At 69.6% G+C, this 16,744-nt stretch carries 11 protein-coding genes and 1 pseudogene; 7 read left to right on the top strand and 5 right to left on the bottom strand.

The genetic code is table 11. From position 1 onward, the window contains the following. The 5 genes from recC to DQP56_RS09275 all read left to right on the top strand — a co-directional run. Window positions 1-2,419 (top strand): exodeoxyribonuclease V subunit gamma (recC, locus tag DQP56_RS09255; protein ID WP_112684729.1); only part of this gene is annotated, 2,419 nt, incomplete at its 5' end. Next, window positions 2,416-5,709, top strand: coding sequence for an exodeoxyribonuclease V subunit beta (gene recB / locus DQP56_RS09260; protein ID WP_112684731.1), 3,294 nt, complete (start codon window positions 2,416-2,418; stop codon window positions 5,707-5,709). The genes recC and recB, both read left to right, overlap by 4 nt. After that, window positions 5,706-7,457, top strand: a complete 1,752-nt coding sequence (gene recD, locus DQP56_RS09265) for an exodeoxyribonuclease V subunit alpha (protein WP_205868830.1) — start codon at window positions 5,706-5,708, stop codon at window positions 7,455-7,457. Before recB ends, recD begins: the two co-directional genes overlap by 4 nt. Window positions 7,458-7,523: 66 nt before the next feature. Then, window positions 7,524-7,832 carry a hypothetical protein gene (locus DQP56_RS09270; RefSeq protein WP_234825570.1) on the top strand — a complete coding sequence of 103 codons (309 nt, stop codon included), beginning with the start codon at window positions 7,524-7,526 and terminating at the stop codon, window positions 7,830-7,832. A gap of 157 nt (window positions 7,833-7,989) precedes the next feature. Beyond that, entirely contained in the window at window positions 7,990-8,871 is an 882-nt protein-coding gene (locus DQP56_RS09275; protein WP_112684733.1) for an NYN domain-containing protein, read from the top strand. Window positions 8,872-8,885: 14 nt separating this feature from the next. Here the strand turns inward: DQP56_RS09275 and DQP56_RS09280 are convergent, their stop codons facing one another. From DQP56_RS09280 to DQP56_RS09290, 3 genes are read right to left on the bottom strand one after another with little or no spacing between them, the layout of a single operon-like run. Beyond that, window positions 8,886-10,484 carry a peptide chain release factor 3 gene (locus DQP56_RS09280; protein WP_112684735.1) on the bottom strand — a complete coding sequence of 533 codons (1,599 nt, stop codon included), beginning with the start codon at window positions 10,482-10,484 and terminating at the stop codon, window positions 8,886-8,888. Between the two features lie 55 nt (window positions 10,485-10,539). Continuing rightward, window positions 10,540-11,367: an SDR family NAD(P)-dependent oxidoreductase gene (locus DQP56_RS09285; RefSeq protein WP_112684737.1), complete on the bottom strand. Its 828-nt coding sequence runs from the start codon at window positions 11,365-11,367 to the stop codon at window positions 10,540-10,542. A gap of 1 nt (window position 11,368) precedes the next feature. After that, entirely contained in the window at window positions 11,369-11,842 is a 474-nt protein-coding gene (locus DQP56_RS09290) for a nuclear transport factor 2 family protein (protein ID WP_112684739.1), read from the bottom strand. 42 nt (window positions 11,843-11,884) lie between these two features. Between DQP56_RS09290 and DQP56_RS09295 the strand changes: the two genes are divergently transcribed. Then, window positions 11,885-12,130, top strand: a complete 246-nt coding sequence (locus DQP56_RS09295; protein WP_112684741.1) for a hypothetical protein — start codon at window positions 11,885-11,887, stop codon at window positions 12,128-12,130. 13 nt (window positions 12,131-12,143) lie between these two features. Here the strand turns inward: DQP56_RS09295 and DQP56_RS09300 are convergent, their stop codons facing one another. After that, a complete protein-coding gene (locus DQP56_RS09300) occupies window positions 12,144-14,795 on the bottom strand; it encodes a GH92 family glycosyl hydrolase (RefSeq protein ID WP_112684743.1) in 2,652 nt (883 codons plus the stop codon). Between the two features lie 293 nt (window positions 14,796-15,088). Between DQP56_RS09300 and DQP56_RS09305 the strand changes: the two are divergent. Next, window positions 15,089-16,213 (top strand): annotated as a pseudogene (locus DQP56_RS09305) (site-2 protease family protein); the annotation flags it as partial. Window positions 16,214-16,245: 32 nt separating this feature from the next. Here the strand turns inward: DQP56_RS09305 and DQP56_RS09310 are convergent. Beyond that, a complete protein-coding gene (locus tag DQP56_RS09310; RefSeq protein WP_112684745.1) occupies window positions 16,246-16,713 on the bottom strand; it encodes a hypothetical protein in 468 nt (155 codons plus the stop codon). Window positions 16,714-16,744 lie beyond the last annotated feature (31 nt).

The raw sequence follows: 16,744 nt of genomic DNA on the forward strand, positions 1-16,744 counted from the left end.
CGCCCTGCCCGCGACGCCTGCCGGCGATGACTACCTCGGCGCCGCGGCCCAACCGGGCACCCTGCTGGGCTGGCTGCAGGCCGACATCGCCGCCAATGCGGTGCGGCCCGACGGGCGTTGCGCCACACCGGCGGACCGTTCGGTGCAGGTGCACGCCTGCCACGGCCCGGCCCGCCAGGTCGACGTGCTGCGCGAGGTGTTGCTCGGCCTGCTCGAAGACGACCCGACGCTGCAGCCGCGCGACATCGTGGTGATGTGCCCGGACATCGAGACCTATGCGCCGCTGATCGTCGCCGGCTTCGGGCTCGGTGAGCTGGCCGGCGAGAGCCATCCCGCGCACTCACTGCGGGTGCAGCTGGCCGACCGGGCGCTGACCCAGACCAACCCGCTGCTGGGGGTGGCCGAGCAACTGTTGGGTATCGCCGACAGCCGCGCCACCGCCAGTGCGGTGCTCAACCTGGCGCAAGCGGCACCGGTGCGGGCCCGGTTCGCGTTCACCGACGACGACCTGGAGGACATCACCTCCTGGGTGCAGCAGGCCAACGTCCGGTGGAGCTTCGACGCGGCGCATCGGGAACCGTACGGGCTCAAGACCATTCAGCACAACACTTGGCGGTTCGGGCTGGATCGGATCTTGACCGGGGTGGCGATGTCGGAGGATTCCCGGGCCTGGCTGGGCACCGCGCTGCCGCTCGACGACGTCGGCAGCAACCGGGTGGAGCTGGCCGGGCGGCTCGCCGAGTTCGTGGCACGACTGCAGACCGCCGCCGATGCGCTCACCGGGTCGCGGCCGCTCAGCGAGTGGATCGCCGCGTTGATCGACGGCGTGACCGCGCTGACCCGGGTCTCGATCGACGACGGCTGGCAGACCGGCCAGTTGCAGCGCGAACTGGCCGATGTGGTGATGCAGGCCGGTTCGCACGCCCAGACCGCGCTGCAACTCTCCGACGTGCGTGCCCTGCTGGCCGGGCACCTGGCCGGGCGGCCCACCCGGGCCAACTTCCGCACCGGCGGCCTGACGGTGTGCACCATGGTGCCGATGCGCTCGGTGCCGCACCGGGTGGTGTGTCTGGTCGGCCTCGACGACGGGGTGTTTCCGCGGGCGGATCACATCGACGGCGACGACGTGTTGTGCCGGCGGCCGTTGACCGGGGAACGCGACGTGCGGTCCGAGGACCGGCAGCTGCTGCTGGATGCGGTGTGTGCCGCCACCGAGACACTGGTGATCACCTACGCCGGCGCCGATGAGAGCACCGGCAAGCTGCGCCCGCCGGCGGTGCCGCTCGCCGAGTTGCTCGACGCGCTCGACATCGCCACCGAGGCGCCGGTCCGCGATCACGTCGTGGTGCGGCACCCGTTGCAGCCCTTCGACATCCGCAATGTCGAGCCGGGCGCACTGGGGGTGCCGGGCCGGCCGTTCACCTTCGACCCGACGGCGCTGACCGCCGCCGAGGCCGCCGCCGGGAAACGCACCGAACCGACCGACACCTTCGCCGCGTTGTTGCCGCCGCCACCGGTCACCGACGTGGAACTCGAAGAGCTGACCCGATTCTTCAAGGATCCGGTCAAGGGGTATTTCCGGGCACTGGATTACACGCTGCCCTGGGACGTCGAGGGCGTCCAGGACGCCATGCCCGTCGAGATCGAGGGCCTGGCGCAGTGGGCGGTCGGTGATCGGATGCTCTCCGACATGCTCGCCGGCATGCACCCCGACGACGCCGCGAATGCCGAGTGGCGTCGCGGCACCCTGCCGCCGGGGCGGCTCGGCATGCGCACCGCCTGCGAGATCCGCGACCTGTCCCGGGCATTGGCCGAGGCCGCGTTCGCCCACCGGGTCGGGGACCCGGACGCCTACGACATCGACGTCGACCTGCGAGGGCGCCGGCTCACCGGCACGGTGTCCGGGGTGTACGGCAGCCGCACCGTGTCGGTGGTCTACTCGCGGCTGGCGCCCAAACATGTGCTGGCAGCCTGGATTCCATTGCTGGCGTTGGCCGCCCAATACCCCGACAGCCAGTGGAGCGCGCTGTGCATCGGGCGGGGCGTGGGCCGCAGCCACATCCGGCAGCGGCTTTTCGTGCCGCCACCGGACCCGGTCGCGGTGCTCGATGACCTGGTGGCGATCTACGACGCGGGCCGGCGGGAGCCGCTGCCGCTGCCGCTGGCGACGTCGTGCGCCTGGGCGGCGGCCCGCCGCGAGAAGGAGGACCCGATCGGCGCCGCCCGGGGCGCCTGGGGCGGCAAGTTCGGCGAGTCCACCGACGCCGCCCACATCAAGGTGTGGGGACAAAACGCCGGGCTGGACACCCTGCTCGACGTCCCCCGTCCCGGCGAGGAGGTCACCGGCGAGGGCACCCGGCTGGGGGCGCTGGCGGTACGGCTGTGGGCGCCACTGCTGAGCGCGGAGGTGCTCTCGTGACACATCGCTTCGAGCTGCTGGGTCCGCTGCCCGCCGAGCGGTCCACCGTGGTGCTGGAGGCCAGCGCCGGAACCGGTAAGACCTTCACGCTGGCCGGCCTGGTCACCCGCTATCTGGCCGACGGGGTCGCCCGTGTCGACCAGCTGCTGCTGATCACCTTCGGCCGGGTGGCCAGCCGGGAGCTGCGGGAACGGGTGCGCGGCCAGATCGGTGACGCGCTGGCGGTGCTGGAGGGTCGCCGCGAGCCCGGCAACAATCTGGAGCACCATCTGCTCACCGCCGGCGAGGCCGGGACCGCCTGCGCCCGGCTGCGCAACGCGCTGACCGACTTCGACGCCGCGACGATCGTCACCATCCACCAGTTCTGTGCCATGGTGCTGAAATCGCTTGGCGTGGCCGGTGATACGGCCTCCACCGCGACACTGGTGGAAAGCCTGACCGATCTGGTCACCGAGATCGTCGATGACCACTACCTGGCGCATTTCGGCAACGACGAGAACAAGCCGCCGATGACGCGCAAAGAAGCGCTCGAGTTGGCCGGCAGAGTCGTGGAAGACCCGGCCGCGCAACTGCGCCCGCAGCACCCGAACCCCGAATCCGAGGCAGGCGTGCGGCGGGCGTTCGCCGAGGCGGTGCTCGACGAGCTCGAGCGCCGCAAGCGCCGGCTGGGGGTGCTCGGCTACAACGACCTGCTGACCCGGCTGGCCGAAGCCCTGCGGCGCAGCGGATCCGACGCCGCGGAACGAATGCGCCGGCGCTGGCCGATCGTGATGGTCGACGAATTCCAGGACACCGACCCGGTGCAGTGGGAGGTGATCGACCGCGCCTTCAGCGGGCATTCCACACTGGTGCTCATCGGTGACCCCAAGCAGGCGATCTACGGTTTCCGCGGCGGCGACATCTACACCTACCTGGCCGCGGTCCGCGCCGCCGCCGACCGGCGCACCCTGGCCACCAACTACCGCAGCGACAAGGCACTGGTCGACAGCCTGCAGACCGTGCTCGGCGGCGCCCAGCTGGGCCACCCGGAGATCGTCGTGCCATCCATCGAGGCCCACCACACCGGCCATCGGCTCAGCGGGGCGCCGCACAACGCCCCGTTCCGGCTGCGGGTCGTCAAACGGCCCACGCTGGGCAAGGACGGCCTCGACAGCCTGCTGATCGGCCCACTGCGCGAACACATTCCGGCTGATCTGGCGGCTGACGTCGGCGCCCTGCTCAACTCCGGCGCCCGCTACGGCGACCGGCCGGTGCGCGCCGGTGACATCGCGATCCTGGTCGAGCAGCACCAGGATGCGGCGTTGTGCCGGGACGCGCTGACCAAACTGGGTATCCCGGTGGTCTACACCGGCGACGCCGACGTGTTCGCCTCCCGGGCCGCCGAGGACTGGCTGTGCCTGCTGGAGGCCCTCGACCAGCCGGGCCGCACCGGGCTGGTGCGCGCGGCGGCCTGCACGATGTTCTTCGGCGAGTCCGCGGAATCGCTGGCCCGCGGCGGCGACAAGCTAACCGACGACGTGACACAGAAGCTGCGCGAGTGGGCCGACCATGTCCGGTTGCGCGGCGTCGCGGCGGTGTTCGAGGCCGCACAGCTCGCCGGGATGGGGCGGCGGGTGCTCAGCCAACGTGGCGGCGAGCGGCACCTGACCGACCTGGCCCACATCGGTGAGCTGCTGCACGAGGCCGCGCACGCCGACCGGCTCGGCCTGCCGGCGCTGCGGGATTGGTTGCGCCGCCAGCGTGAGGACCGCACCGGTGCGGTGGAGCGCAACCGCCGGCTCGACAGTGACGCCGGTGCCGTGCAGATCATGACGGTGTTCGCGGCCAAGGGACTGCAGTTCCCGATCGTGTACCTGCCCTTCATGTTTCGCCGTTACATCGCCGCCGAGGGCAACCTGCTCTATCACGAGCCGGGCGCCGACGGCACCGAGGTCCGCTGCCTGCACATCGGCGGGTCCCGCAGCCCTGGGATGGCGGCGGTCAAGGAGTTGCATCGGCGGGAGGAAGCCCTCGACCACATCCGGATCACCTATGTCGCACTGACCCGGGCCCAGTCGCAGGTGATCGCCTGGTGGGCGCCGGCCGGCGACGAGATCAACGGCGGATTGTCCCGGCTGCTGCGCGGGCGGCCTCCCGGCCAGGCCGAGGTGCCCGACCGGTGTGAGTCGCGGATCTCCGACGACGACGCCTGGGCGGTGTTCACCGGCTGGCAGGAGCGGGGCGGGCCGGTGGTGGAGGAGTCGGTGATCGGTCCGCCGACGGCGCCGGTTCGGCGCGAGGCGCCCGGTGAGCTGGCGGTGCGTCACTTCCACCGCCACATCGACGCCGGTTGGCGGCGCACCTCCTATTCGGCGCTGCTCCGCGGCGCACAGGAGCAGGCGGAGAGCGGGGTGCACTCCGAACCCGATGCCCACACCCGTGACGACGAGTCCGAAGATGTCACGGTCACCGGGGCGGCCGCCGCCGACGGCGTCGAGTTGCGCTCCCCGATGGCGGATCTGCCCGGCGGCAGGACGTTCGGATCGCTGGTGCACGGGGTATTGGAAACCGCCGACCCGTTCGCCGCGGACCTGGCCGCCGAACTGACCGAGCAGGTGCGGGTGCACGAACCGTGGTGGCCGATCGGCGTCGACGCCGAGACGCTGGCCGCGGCGCTGCTGCCGATGCACGACACCCCGCTGGGCCCGCTGGCCGACGGCTTGACGTTGCGGCAGATCGGCTTACCGGACCGGTTGCGGGAGTTGGACTTCGAGATTCCGCTGGCCGGCGGCGACACCGCCGGCGCCGCGGCGCAGCTGCGGGTCGCCGACGTGGGCGCACTGCTGCGTGAGCACCTGCCTTCCGAGGATCCGTTCGCGGTCTACGCCGACCGGTTGCTGTCCGAGGCGCTCGGTGGCCAGTCGCTGCGCGGCTATCTGTCCGGCTCGCTGGACGTGGTGTTGCGGTTGCCCGATCAGCGGTATCTGGTGGTCGACTACAAGACCAACAACCTCGGCGAAACCGCCGCCGACTACAGCCCCGCGCGGATGGCCGAGGCCATGCTGCACTCGGATTACCCGTTGCAGGCGCTGCTGTATACCGCGGTGTTGCACCGGTTTCTGCGCTGGCGCCAACCGGACTATGACCCGGAGCGGCAGCTGGGCGGGGTGCTGTATCTGTTCGTGCGCGGCATGTGCGGGCCGGACACCCCGATTCTGGGCGGCTATCCGGCCGGGGTGTTCAGCTGGCGCCCGCCGGCTGCGCTGGTGGTGGCGCTGTCGGACCTGCTGCAGCAGGGGGTGGCGGCATGAGCACCGAGCTCGACCCGCTGTCGTGGCGGGTGGCGCGTGGCGCCACCGGCATCCTGCGGGAGTTCAACGAGGCCGGGCTGCTGGAGGCCGCGGATGTGCATACCGCCCAACGGATCTGCGCGCTGGGCGCGGAAGCCGACGAGACGGTGGCATTGGCGGTGGCGCTGGCCGTGCGGGCGTTGCGCACCGGTTCGGTCTGTGTGGAGCTGGCCACCGTGGCCGACGGCACCGAGTCTCCGGAGCTGAGTTGGCCGGAGCCGGCGGCCTGGCTGGCGGCGGTGCGTGCCAGTTCGCTGGTCGCCAAGCAGGTGTTGCGCATCTATGACAACGATTCGGGCGGGCTGTTGTATCTGGACCGCTATTGGCGTGAGGAGCAGCAGGTCTGCGCGGACCTGCTGGCGCTGTCGACGCCGCAGGACGGGCCGCTCGAGCTGCCCGGACTCGAGCGGCTGTTCCCGCCGGGCCACGACGACCAGCGCGCCGCCGCCGAGATCGCGTTGACGCAGGCGGTCACGGTGCTCACCGGCGGCCCGGGAACCGGCAAGACCACCACGGTCGCCCGGTTGCTGGCACTGCTGGCCGAACAGGCCGAGGCGTCCGGGCGGCGACCGTTGCGGATTGCGCTGGCCGCCCCCACCGGTAAGGCCGCGGCCCGGCTGACCGAGGCGGTCGCCGGGGTGGTGGCCGGGCTCGAGCCGGTGGATCAGGCCCGACTGGCCGGGCTGCAGGCCAGCACCGTGCACTCGCTGCTGGGTTCGCGACCGGGATCGGCGCGGTTCAAGCACAATCGCGGCAACCGGCTGCCGCATGACGTGATCGTGGTCGACGAGACGTCAATGGTGTCGCTGACGCTGATGGCCCGGCTGTTGGAGGCGGTGCGGCCCACCGCCCGGCTGATCCTGGTGGGCGACCCCGACCAGTTGGCGTCGGTGGAGGCCGGTGCGGTGCTGGCCGACCTGGTGGACGGCTTGGCCGCCCGCCCGGGCACCCGGGTGGCGACGCTGGCGACCGCGCACCGCTACAAGAAGGCGATCGGTGAGCTGGCCGCGGCAATCCGCGCCGGCGACGGTGACACCGTGATCGAGCTGTTGGGCTCCGGTGACGAGCACCGGGAATGGCTCGACGTGTCGACCCCGGCCGCGCTGGCCGACCAGCTGGCGGCGATCGCGGTGCCGCACGCGTTGCGGGTGCGCCAGGCGGCGCTGCTCGGCGACGCCGGCGAGGCGCTGCGCAACCTCGACGAGCACCGGCTGTTGTGCGCGCACCGCGACGGCCCGCACGGCGCCAACCACTGGAACCATCAGATTCGGCGGTGGGTGTCCGAGCAGACCGGGGATCCGGTGTGGGCGGACTGGTATGCCGGGCGGCCGCTGCTGGTCACCGCCAACGACTACGGGCTGGGCGTGCGCAACGGCGACACCGGGGTGGTCGTAGCGCGCAGCGAGGGGGTGCGAGCGGTGATCGCGACGGCGTCCGGTCCGGTGGATTTCGCCACCGGCCGGCTCTCCGATGTCGACAGCATGTACGCGATGACCATCCACAAGAGCCAGGGCAGCGAGGCCGACGTGGTGACGGTGCTGATGCCGCCGGTGGAGTCGCGGCTGCTGACCCGCGAGCTGCTCTACACCGCGGTGACCCGCGCCAAACACCAGGTGCGGGTGATCGGCTCCGAGGCGGAGATCCGGGCCGCGCTGGATCGGCGTGCGGTGCGCGCGTCCGGGCTGGCGTTGCGGCTACGCGAGGCGTGACGGGCTGTCGGTCCCACCGGCCGCTGAGATCCCGCTCTGTCACACCCTGCTTTTATCGTGTCGGTTATGAGCAGCAGCAGCGGGTCGGGGGGCGGCGGATCGGTGTTCGCCGTGCTGCTGTTGCTCGCGCTGCTGTGGTGGCTGCGCTGGCTCATCCTCGCCGGCGCCGTGATCACCCTGGCGGTGCTCGTCACACGCTGGTTGATGCGCAGCTACGCCGAGCACCGCGCCGCCGAGCACAGCCGGCTGGCGGCGATTCGGCACCGCGCCGAGATGCAGAACGCCCAGGTACTGCGCGGTGACCCGCGGGGGTTCTTCGGCCAGTACCCGCTGCCGGATCCGGAGTTGATTCCGCGGTGGTACCGGCCCGGTTAACAGTCCCGGCGGCCCGGACCATATGGATAGTTGCCTGTCTCTCAGCGACAAATCGCATCGGGCCCGCCCCGCGTCAGCAGTTGTCGCTGAGAGCCGGGCAACTCCCCCATTCCCGCCAAGCCGCTACGGATGTGGCCGGTGGTGCCACACTGTCACCATGACGCAATCCGGCGACACCAGGGTCGCGGTCTACATCGACTTCGACAACATCGTGATCTCGCGCTATGACCAGGTCAACGGACGCAACTCGTTCCAGAAGGACAAAGCAAAGGGTTTGGCCAAACACCCGGATCGGCTGGCCCGGGCCACCATCGACGTCGGGGCGATCATCGACTTCGCGTCGTCGTTCGGCACGCTGGTGCTCACCCGCGCCTACGCCGACTGGTCGGCCGAGGTCAACACCGGCTACCGCCAGCAGCTGGTGGCCCGCGCAGTCGATCTGGTGCAGTTGTTCCCGGCGGCCGCCTACGGCAAGAACGGCGCGGACATCCGGTTGGCCGTCGATGCGGTCGAGGACATGTTCCGGCTGCCGGATCTGACCCATGTGGTGATCGTGGCCGGCGACTCCGACTACATCCCGCTGGCGCAGCGCTGTAAACGGTTGGGCCGCTATGTGGTCGGCATCGGGGTGGCCGGGTCGACCAGCCGGGCGCTGGCCGCGGCCTGCGACGACTTCATCAGCTACGACGCGCTACCCGGGGTGCCGGTGTTCGAGCCCGCACCGCCCGATGCCGACGCCGACGCCGAACCGAAGCGGCGCACCCGCCAGCCCAAGCAGCAGCCCGAAGAACCGCCGGAGCCGGATCCGGCGGACACCGCCACCGCGCTGCTCACCCGCGCGTTGCAGATCGGCCTGGAGAAGGACGACGTCGAGTGGTTGCACAACTCGGCGGTCAAAGCGCAGATGAAGCGGATGGATCCGTCGTTCAGCGAGAAAGAGTTGGGCTACAAGTCTTTCAGTGATTTCCTGCGGTCCTACTCCGACCTGGTGGAGCTCGATGAGAGTTCGACGACGCGAATGGTGCGGCTGCGCAACTGATCCAGCGGTCCCGGCTATTCGTCGGCGGCCACCAAGGACCGCAACTGTATATCGGGGTTGTCGCGTTGGAAGCCTTGCAGCCGCCAGCTGTTGGAGAACAGTGCCAGGTGCACCCCGTCGCTACGGGTCATGACCTCGGTCAACGACTGCCTGGCGACGAAGTCGACGTCGCCGGGGTCCACGATCCGCGCGACCTGGTAGGGCAGTGACTCCAGTGAGATGGCCGCGCCGATCTCGGTGGCCATCCGGTGGGCCGCCACCTCGAATTGCATCGGGCCGACCGCGGCGAGCACCGGCGCCTGGTCACCGCGCCGATCGGAGCGCAGCACCTGCACGACGCCCTCCTGGTCCAACTGCTCGATGCCGCGCCGGAACTGCTTGTGCTTGCTGGGGTCGACGTTGCGGGCCACCGAGAAATGCTCGGGCGAGAAGCTCGGTATCGGCGGATACTGCACGGGCACATCGCAGTACAGTGTGTCGCCCGGGCGCAGGGCGGCGGCGTTGGCCAGCCCGATCACGTCGCCGGGCCAGGCGGTGTCCAGCGTGGAGCGTTGCTGGCCGAACACCGATTGGGCGTACTTGGTCACAAACGGCTTGCCCGTCGCGGCGTGGGTGAGCACGTCGCCGCGTTCGAAGGTGCCGGAGTACACCCGCGCATAGGCGATGCGGTCGCGGTGCGCGGAGTCCATGCCGGCCTGCACCTTGAAGACGAAGGCGCTGAACGGCGCGTCGGTGGCGCGCCGGACGCCGTCGACGTCGAGCGCCCCGCCGGGCGCCGGCGCCAGCTCGGTCAGCACGTCGAGCAGCTGGTTGACCCCGAAGTTCAGCGCCGCCGAGGTGAACAGCACCGGTGACGCGGTGCAGTCGCGGAACGCCTCGCGGTCGAAGTCGGATCCGTCGGCGCTCAGCAGTTCGCACTCTTCGACCGCGGTGTCCCAGTCGGCACCGGCCGCCTCGTGCGCGTCGGCGGCGGGGATGTGTTCCTCGGGTGCCGCGGTGGCGCCGCCGGCGGTCCGGGTGAATCGGATGAAGTTCCCCGAGCGGCGGTCGAGCACCCCCTGGAAGTCTCCGGCGATGCCGACCGGCCAGGTCAACGGGGTGGGGCGCAGCCCGATCCGGGTCTGTATCTCGTCCATCAATTCCAGGGCGTGGCGGCCGGGGCGGTCCCATTTGTTGATCACGGTGATGATCGGGATCCGGCGGTGGCGGCACACCTGGAACAGTTTGAGGGTTTGCGGCTCAAGGCCTTTCGCGGCGTCGATGAGCATGACTGCGGAGTCGACTGCAGTCAGCACCCGGTAGGTGTCTTCGGAGAAGTCGGCGTGGCCGGGGGTGTCGAGCAGGTTGATGACGCAGTCCTGTCCCCGCGCGGTGCGGTAGCCGAACTGCAGCGCCGTCGACGTGATGGAGATGCCGCGGGCCTTCTCCATCTCCATCCAGTCCGACACGGTGGCGCGGCGACCGGATTTGCCGTGCACCGCGCCGGCTTCGGTGATGGCCTTGGCGTGCAGCACCAGCGCCTCGGTCAGGGTGGATTTGCCGGCGTCGGGGTGGCTGATGACTGCGAAGGTCCGGCGGCGGCCCGCTTCGGAGTGCACGGCGTTGTCGGTCATGGCGCCAGAAAGTGTAGGGGCGCTGGTGCCCAGATCGATAATCGGGCGGGCACGGCTAGTACAGCGGCCCGCCGCCGAACAGTTCCCGGTGCGAGTCGGGCTGGTTGCCGTCGATATCGGTGACGGAGTAGTCCAGGGCGGTCTCGGCAGTGATCAGGGTGTGCCCGCTGCGTGCGGCGATATCGGGGTCGGCGGCCAGCGCGGCGATCACCCGGCCGATGAACTCCGGGGTTTCGGCGTTGGCCAGCGCGAAGCCCTGGAAGTTGTCCAGGCCGCGGTCCATGAAGCCTTGCATGACTTCGTTTTTCACCAGTCCGGGCCACACCGATATCGCGCTCACCCCGGTGCCGGCCAGTTCGACGGCCATGTCGGCGGCCATCTTGTCCAGCCCGGCTTTGGATATGCCGTAGAGCACCGAGTGCAGGTGGCCGCGGGTGCCGAACGAGGAGATGTTGACGATCAGGCCCGATCCGCGGTCCACCATGAGCTGCGCTGCGTGCACCGAGGCGACGTAGTGGGCGCGCAACCCCACCCCGATCAGGGAGTCCCAGTCCGAAAGCGGGCGCTGCCAGAACTTCTCGGTGAAGCCGGCGAATCCTTTGGGTGCCGCCCACACATTGTTGACCAGCAGGTCCAGCCGACCGTGCTGTTCGCCGGCGATGCGGGCGAACAGCGCGGCGATCTGGGCGTCGTCGCGGTGGTCACACTGCACGGCGATGCCGCGTCCACCACGCTCGGTGACACTGCGGGCGGTCTCGTCCAGCGGGCCCTCTCGCCGCGCGGTGACGTAGACGGTCCAGCCGGCCGAGCCCAGCGCCAGCGCGATGCCCTTGCCGACGCTGCGGCTGGCACCGGTGACCAGGGCGATTCGGGCGTCGTTCATCTCAGGCCTCCACCACGGCGTCGCCCAGTGGGCGGGTGACCACCCAGAGTTGCCGGAAATGGCTGCGGGCCATCTTCCACGCCCCGTCCTCGATGACGTAGTCATCGTCGTATTCGCCGGTGAGCAGGCGTTCGGTGCGGTCAATCAGGTTGAGCTGCCGGAACTTCAGCGTCCAGTGCCCGGTGGCGGTGCTCGGGCCGGTGATGGTGATGTCGGGGTGCATGCCGTGGTGCATGTCCAGGATCACCGGTTTGCCGTCGACTTTGTGCAGCGCGATGCGGGTGAACACCTCCGCGATCTGATCGGCATCGTCGAAGCCGCCCAGCGGGCCGTAGTGCACGTCGGCGCCCTGGGCGATGAAGCAGGCCCGGAAGGTGGCGGGGTCTTTGGCGTCGCAGGCGCGGAAATAGCGGTGCTTGAGGGCTTTGATGGCCTCGATCTGCTCGAGGGCAGCCAGTCGCTGCTCGACGGTCATCGTCCGACGATAGTTGTCGGTACCCCGTGCCACGGTGGGGACATGAGATACCTGCTTGCCGCGCTGGCGGTGTCCGTGCTGGGCCTGGGTGTTCCGGCGGTCGCGTGGGCCCAGTCGCCACCACCGTGCGCGGCCTACGACACCTGCCAGTACATGCCCAACCCGTACTACGACGGCCCGCTGCTGCCGACCTGGAACGTGCCGGGCACCTACGGCGGCTGGACCACACTGCCGGTGATGTGCGACCCGGTCACCTATTCGTGCCGGCAGGTCGCGCCGGGCCGGTGAGGGTTGCACGCCGTTATTCGCCGGCTGCGGCCTGCCCGACCATGATCAGCATGGTGAAGGTGCGGGTGTTGGGCCCGACCGTGGTCGTCACGACCAGGCGGTGGGTGCCCTCGGGCACCGCTGCGTCCACCGTGATACCGACGTCCTGATGTGCGGACCCCTCCCCGGCGAAACGCCCGGACACCGGTCCCACCGCGATCCCGCCGTCGGCGGAGGTGCCGGTGATCAGGTAGTCGTCGTCACCATCGGCAGTGAGTCGTTGCGCGTCCAGCGTCACGGTCGCCGATCCGCCGGGGGCGATCGTGGCGACCGCCGGGGTGATGTTGACCGCCACCGTCTGACCACCCGCACCGAACGACGGCGGTGCGGCGGATTCCGCGCTGCCCCAGCCGTCGTCCGGTTTCTTCGACAGCGTGAACGCCAGCGTGCCACCAGTGCGGACGATGGAATCCGGAAGCGACGTCTGGTGGCTGGGCACGCCGTCGATCATCAGCGCCTCGATGTAGCGCAGCCGGTGTCGCCCGGAGGCGCCGGGGGCGCTGATCCGGATAGTTTTGCCGGTGGGCAACGCGATTTCGGCGCGCTCGAACAACGGTGTGTTCACGGCCAGCACCGGCATCCCCGGGACCGCCGGGTACAGGCCCAGCGCCGCCCAGACATACCAGCTGGCCATCGCCCCGAGGTCGTCGTTTCCGGGCACCCCGTCGGGTGCGGGGCCGAACAGTTCGCTGCGGATCCGGTCCACCAGCCGTTGGGTCTTCCACGGCTGCCCGAGGTAGTTGTACAGCCACGGCACCCCGAGGCCCACTTCGTTACCTGCCCACAGGTACGGCTCGTTGGGGCCCACGTTGAGTTTCTTGGTGAATCGATCGAGCCGTTCGGTCGCGGCCCGTCGACCACCCAGCGCGGTAACCAGACCGGCGACGTTGTGGGGCACGTACCACAGGTACTGCTCGGCGTTGCCTTCGTCGTAGCCGAGCTGACCGAAGCACAGCGGACTGGGTTCGACGAAACCGGGACCGTCCGGGAAGAAGCCCGCGCCATCGCGGGGCGAGAGATACCCAGTAGTGGGGTTGAACAGGTTCTGCCAGTACTGCGCTCGCGGCTGGAATTGTGCGGCGGTGTCGCTGCGGCCCAGCGCTTCGGCGAATCGGGCGATGGCGAAGTCGTCGACCGACCACTCCAGGGTGATCGAGGCGCTCGGGATCGACGGGGCGAGGCAGGATCCACCGGCCTGCGGCAGGTAGCCGCGTTCTAGATAGGCGCCCAGGCCGGGCCGTTCGACGTAGCCGTGGCGGCCCACTCCGCCGGTCGTCGCGCCGGAGACCATGTAGTGCAACGCCCGGGCGGTGTCGAAGTCGCGGGCGCCGAAGGTGTACAGGTTGACGATCAGCGGCACCACACTGTCACCCGTCATCTGCGCGGTTGCGGCGTTGGCCAGTGCCCACCGCGGAAACGCCCCGGTGTGCTCGGCGTCGTTGACCAGCGACTGCGCCATATCCGCCGCTTGTTGCGGCACCAGCAGGCCGTGCAACGCGGCCAGTCCCCGATAGGTGTCCCAGTCGGAGAAGTTCGCATACTGGGTGTGCCCGTTGCGCAGCGTGTGGACGGCGTCGTCGAAACCGAGGTAGCGTCCGTCGACATCGTTGAATGTATTCGGATGCAGCAGCGCGTGATACAACGCGGTGTAAAACGTGGTCAGGTCGCGGCGGTCGCGCCCGGCCACCCGGATCCGTGACAGCACCGCGTTCCATTGTTGCGTCGCGCGGGCCCGCACGTCGTCGAAGTCTGCGTCACCTTCGGCGGCCAGGTTCGCCACGGCGCCATCGACGCTGACGTATGACAGCGCGGTGCGCACCTCGAGCGTCGACCCGGGCGGAAACTGCAGGTACCCGCCGCTCTCGCCGACGTAGCTGGAGTAGGCGCTGCGGGTGCCGCGATACACCGAGTAGCCGTCCCAGGTGCCGTAGGCGGTGAACGGCCGGTTGAACTTCATCGCGACATACACCGTGTAGGTGTTGTTCTTGCCGCAGAATCCACCGCTGGCCGCCCATCCGGTGACCGTGGTGTTGTCGTCTCCGATCTGGATGGTGGCCGCGGAGTTGCCTGCCAGCGACCCGGCCGGGCGCACATACAGAATTGCCGCTCGGCCGTTGCGCGGGTACTGGAAACGGCCGACTCCGGCGCGGGTGGTGGCCGTCAGTTCTGCGGCCACACCGGTGTCGGGAAAGTGGACGCGGTAATAGCCCGGCGCGCCCTTCTCGGTGCGGTCGTGGGCGATCTTCTCGGTGAGCTCCCAGGGGCGCGAGCCGATCCCGGTCGTGGTGGGCAGCATGGAAATATCCCCGAACGCAGCGCACCCGACCGAAGCGTGGGTCATACTGAAGCCGTCCGACCGGTCGACACTGTGGTCATAGCCGGCGTAGGAGCCGACGGTGTCGGGCGAGTACTGCACCATCCCGAACGGCACCGAAGCGCCGGGAAAATTGTTGATTTCCCCGACGATTCGGCCGCCGGTTCCGGTGCCGATCAGCGTGTCGACATAGTCGACCGGGCTGTTCACGAACACCGGCCGGTACTCGTAGGACGTGGCGGGGGCCGCGAACAAACCCGCGATCAGCAGGCCCACCGCCACCAGCACCAGCACCGTTTTACGGAACCGCATAGCTGTGCCTTACCTCATAACCGACACGCTGGCAAGAGTTTTCCACCGGATTCGGCCGGCGTCGCCACATCGTGACATTCGGCGCGGCGACCGGAGCCTTTCGGCCCTACGGCGCACCGGCGGCGCGACCGAGGATAGAAGACACGATCTGCTCGAACGGCGGAGATGGCAAGAGTGCAGTCGCAGCTCTCGCACCGTCGCAGCTCTCGCACCGTCACAGGACCGGGATCCGCGTTCGAGCAGGTCGTTGTGCGACGGTGCCGCGCAGATTGGGGCGGGCAGGGAGGTTGACCATGAGTGGAGGCATCCCGGTCGGCTGGGTCTCCGGATTCCCGATCCGCGTCAATTGGAGTGTGCTGGTTATTCTTTGGCTCTTCACCTGGAGTCTGGCCGCCACCCTGCCCGAGACAGCCGGCGGCTATTCCACGGTGGTCTACTGGGTGGCCGGGGCGTGTGGCGCGCTGGTGCTGTTGGCGTCGCTGCTAGCTCACGAGCTGGCGCACGCGGTCGTCGCCCGGCGTGTCGGCGTCAACGTCCTCGGCGTGACGCTGTGGTTGTTTGGCGGCGTGACACGGTTGGGTGGTGAGGCCAAGACCCCGCGGACGGCGTTGTGGATCGCGATATCGGGGCCCGCGGTCAGCCTGGCGTTGTCGGGGGTATTCGGTTGTGCCGCTGCGTTGTCCACCACCGTAACGGAGCCGCTGGTTACCGGGGTGTTGTGGTGGCTGGCCGTCGTTAATCTGGTGTTGGGTCTGTTCAATCTGCTTCCCGGGTCCCCATTGGATGGCGGACAGGTGCTGCGCTCGCTGCTGTGGCGCCGCCATGGGGATCCGGTGCGCGCCGCCGTTGGCGCTGCTCGCGCCGGCCGTATGCTGGCATTCGCGTTGATCGCGTTGGGGCTGTTGGAGTTCGTCACCGCTACGACGCTCACCGGGGTGTGGCTGGCCTTCATCGGCTGGTTCATCTATACCGCGGCGCGCGCCGACGAGGACCAGGCGATGACCCGAGAAGCGCTGGCCGGGGTGCGGGTGGCCGATGCAATGACGGCCGATCCGCGGACCGCGCCAGGCGGGATCACGGTGGCGGACTTCATCGAACGCTACCTGCTCGGTGACCGGCACTCGGCTTATCCGGTGGCAGGCCCGGACGGCTCGATCATCGGGCTGGTCACCTTGGAGCAGTTGCGCGGCGTCGCCCCGGGACGACGGTCGGATACCCCGATAAGTGAGGTGGCAGCAAGGCTGGATCAGGTTACGACAGCGGGCTCCCGTGAGCCGATCACCGAGCTGCTGAAGCGGCTGGCCGTCGACGGTCAGCGACGGGCGCTCGTTGTCGACGGCGGCCGGTTGGTGGGGATCGTCACCGCCCACGACCTGGCTCGGCTGGTGGACGTCTACCGCATGGCGCGGTTGGGGCCGCGGGGCTGCCCGACCGCATCCGATCACAGTGATCAAGCGGCATGCGGCAGCTGCGAGCTGGGGCTGTCGTCGCGCGTTGCGGGCCGACGCGCCCCGGGGGCCCAGCCGACCTGGCTCAAATACAGCCCCACCAGCGCGAGGCCCACGTAGAGAACGCGCCACCAGCCGATGGCACCGGCGGTCGACTCTGGAATGGACAGCAGGACGTCGGGGAACATCACCAGGAAGAACCCCTTGATCACGCCTAGCCAGCCCACCACCGATACGGCCACGGCCGCGGCGCCACGCCAGTAGGGGTGTAAGCCGACGACGACGAGACCGGCCAGCAACGTGAATGCCCCGGCCACCCAGGTCCACAGCGGATCGGAGGCGATGTGCGAGAAGCGCTCCCAGATCTCCGGGGCGCGCATCACCGCCGCGCCGTCGATGACGACGATGAACGGCCCCATCACCCGCGCGAACATCCGGGTCGTGGTCTGCGATTGTTGCGAAGTAGCCATTGCCCCGTCCTTCCATGACCGCTGGGCCGTG

It is taken from the genome of Mycolicibacter senuensis (assembly GCF_003284925.1).
GTDB lineage: Bacteria > Actinomycetota > Actinomycetes > Mycobacteriales > Mycobacteriaceae > Mycobacterium > Mycobacterium algericum_A.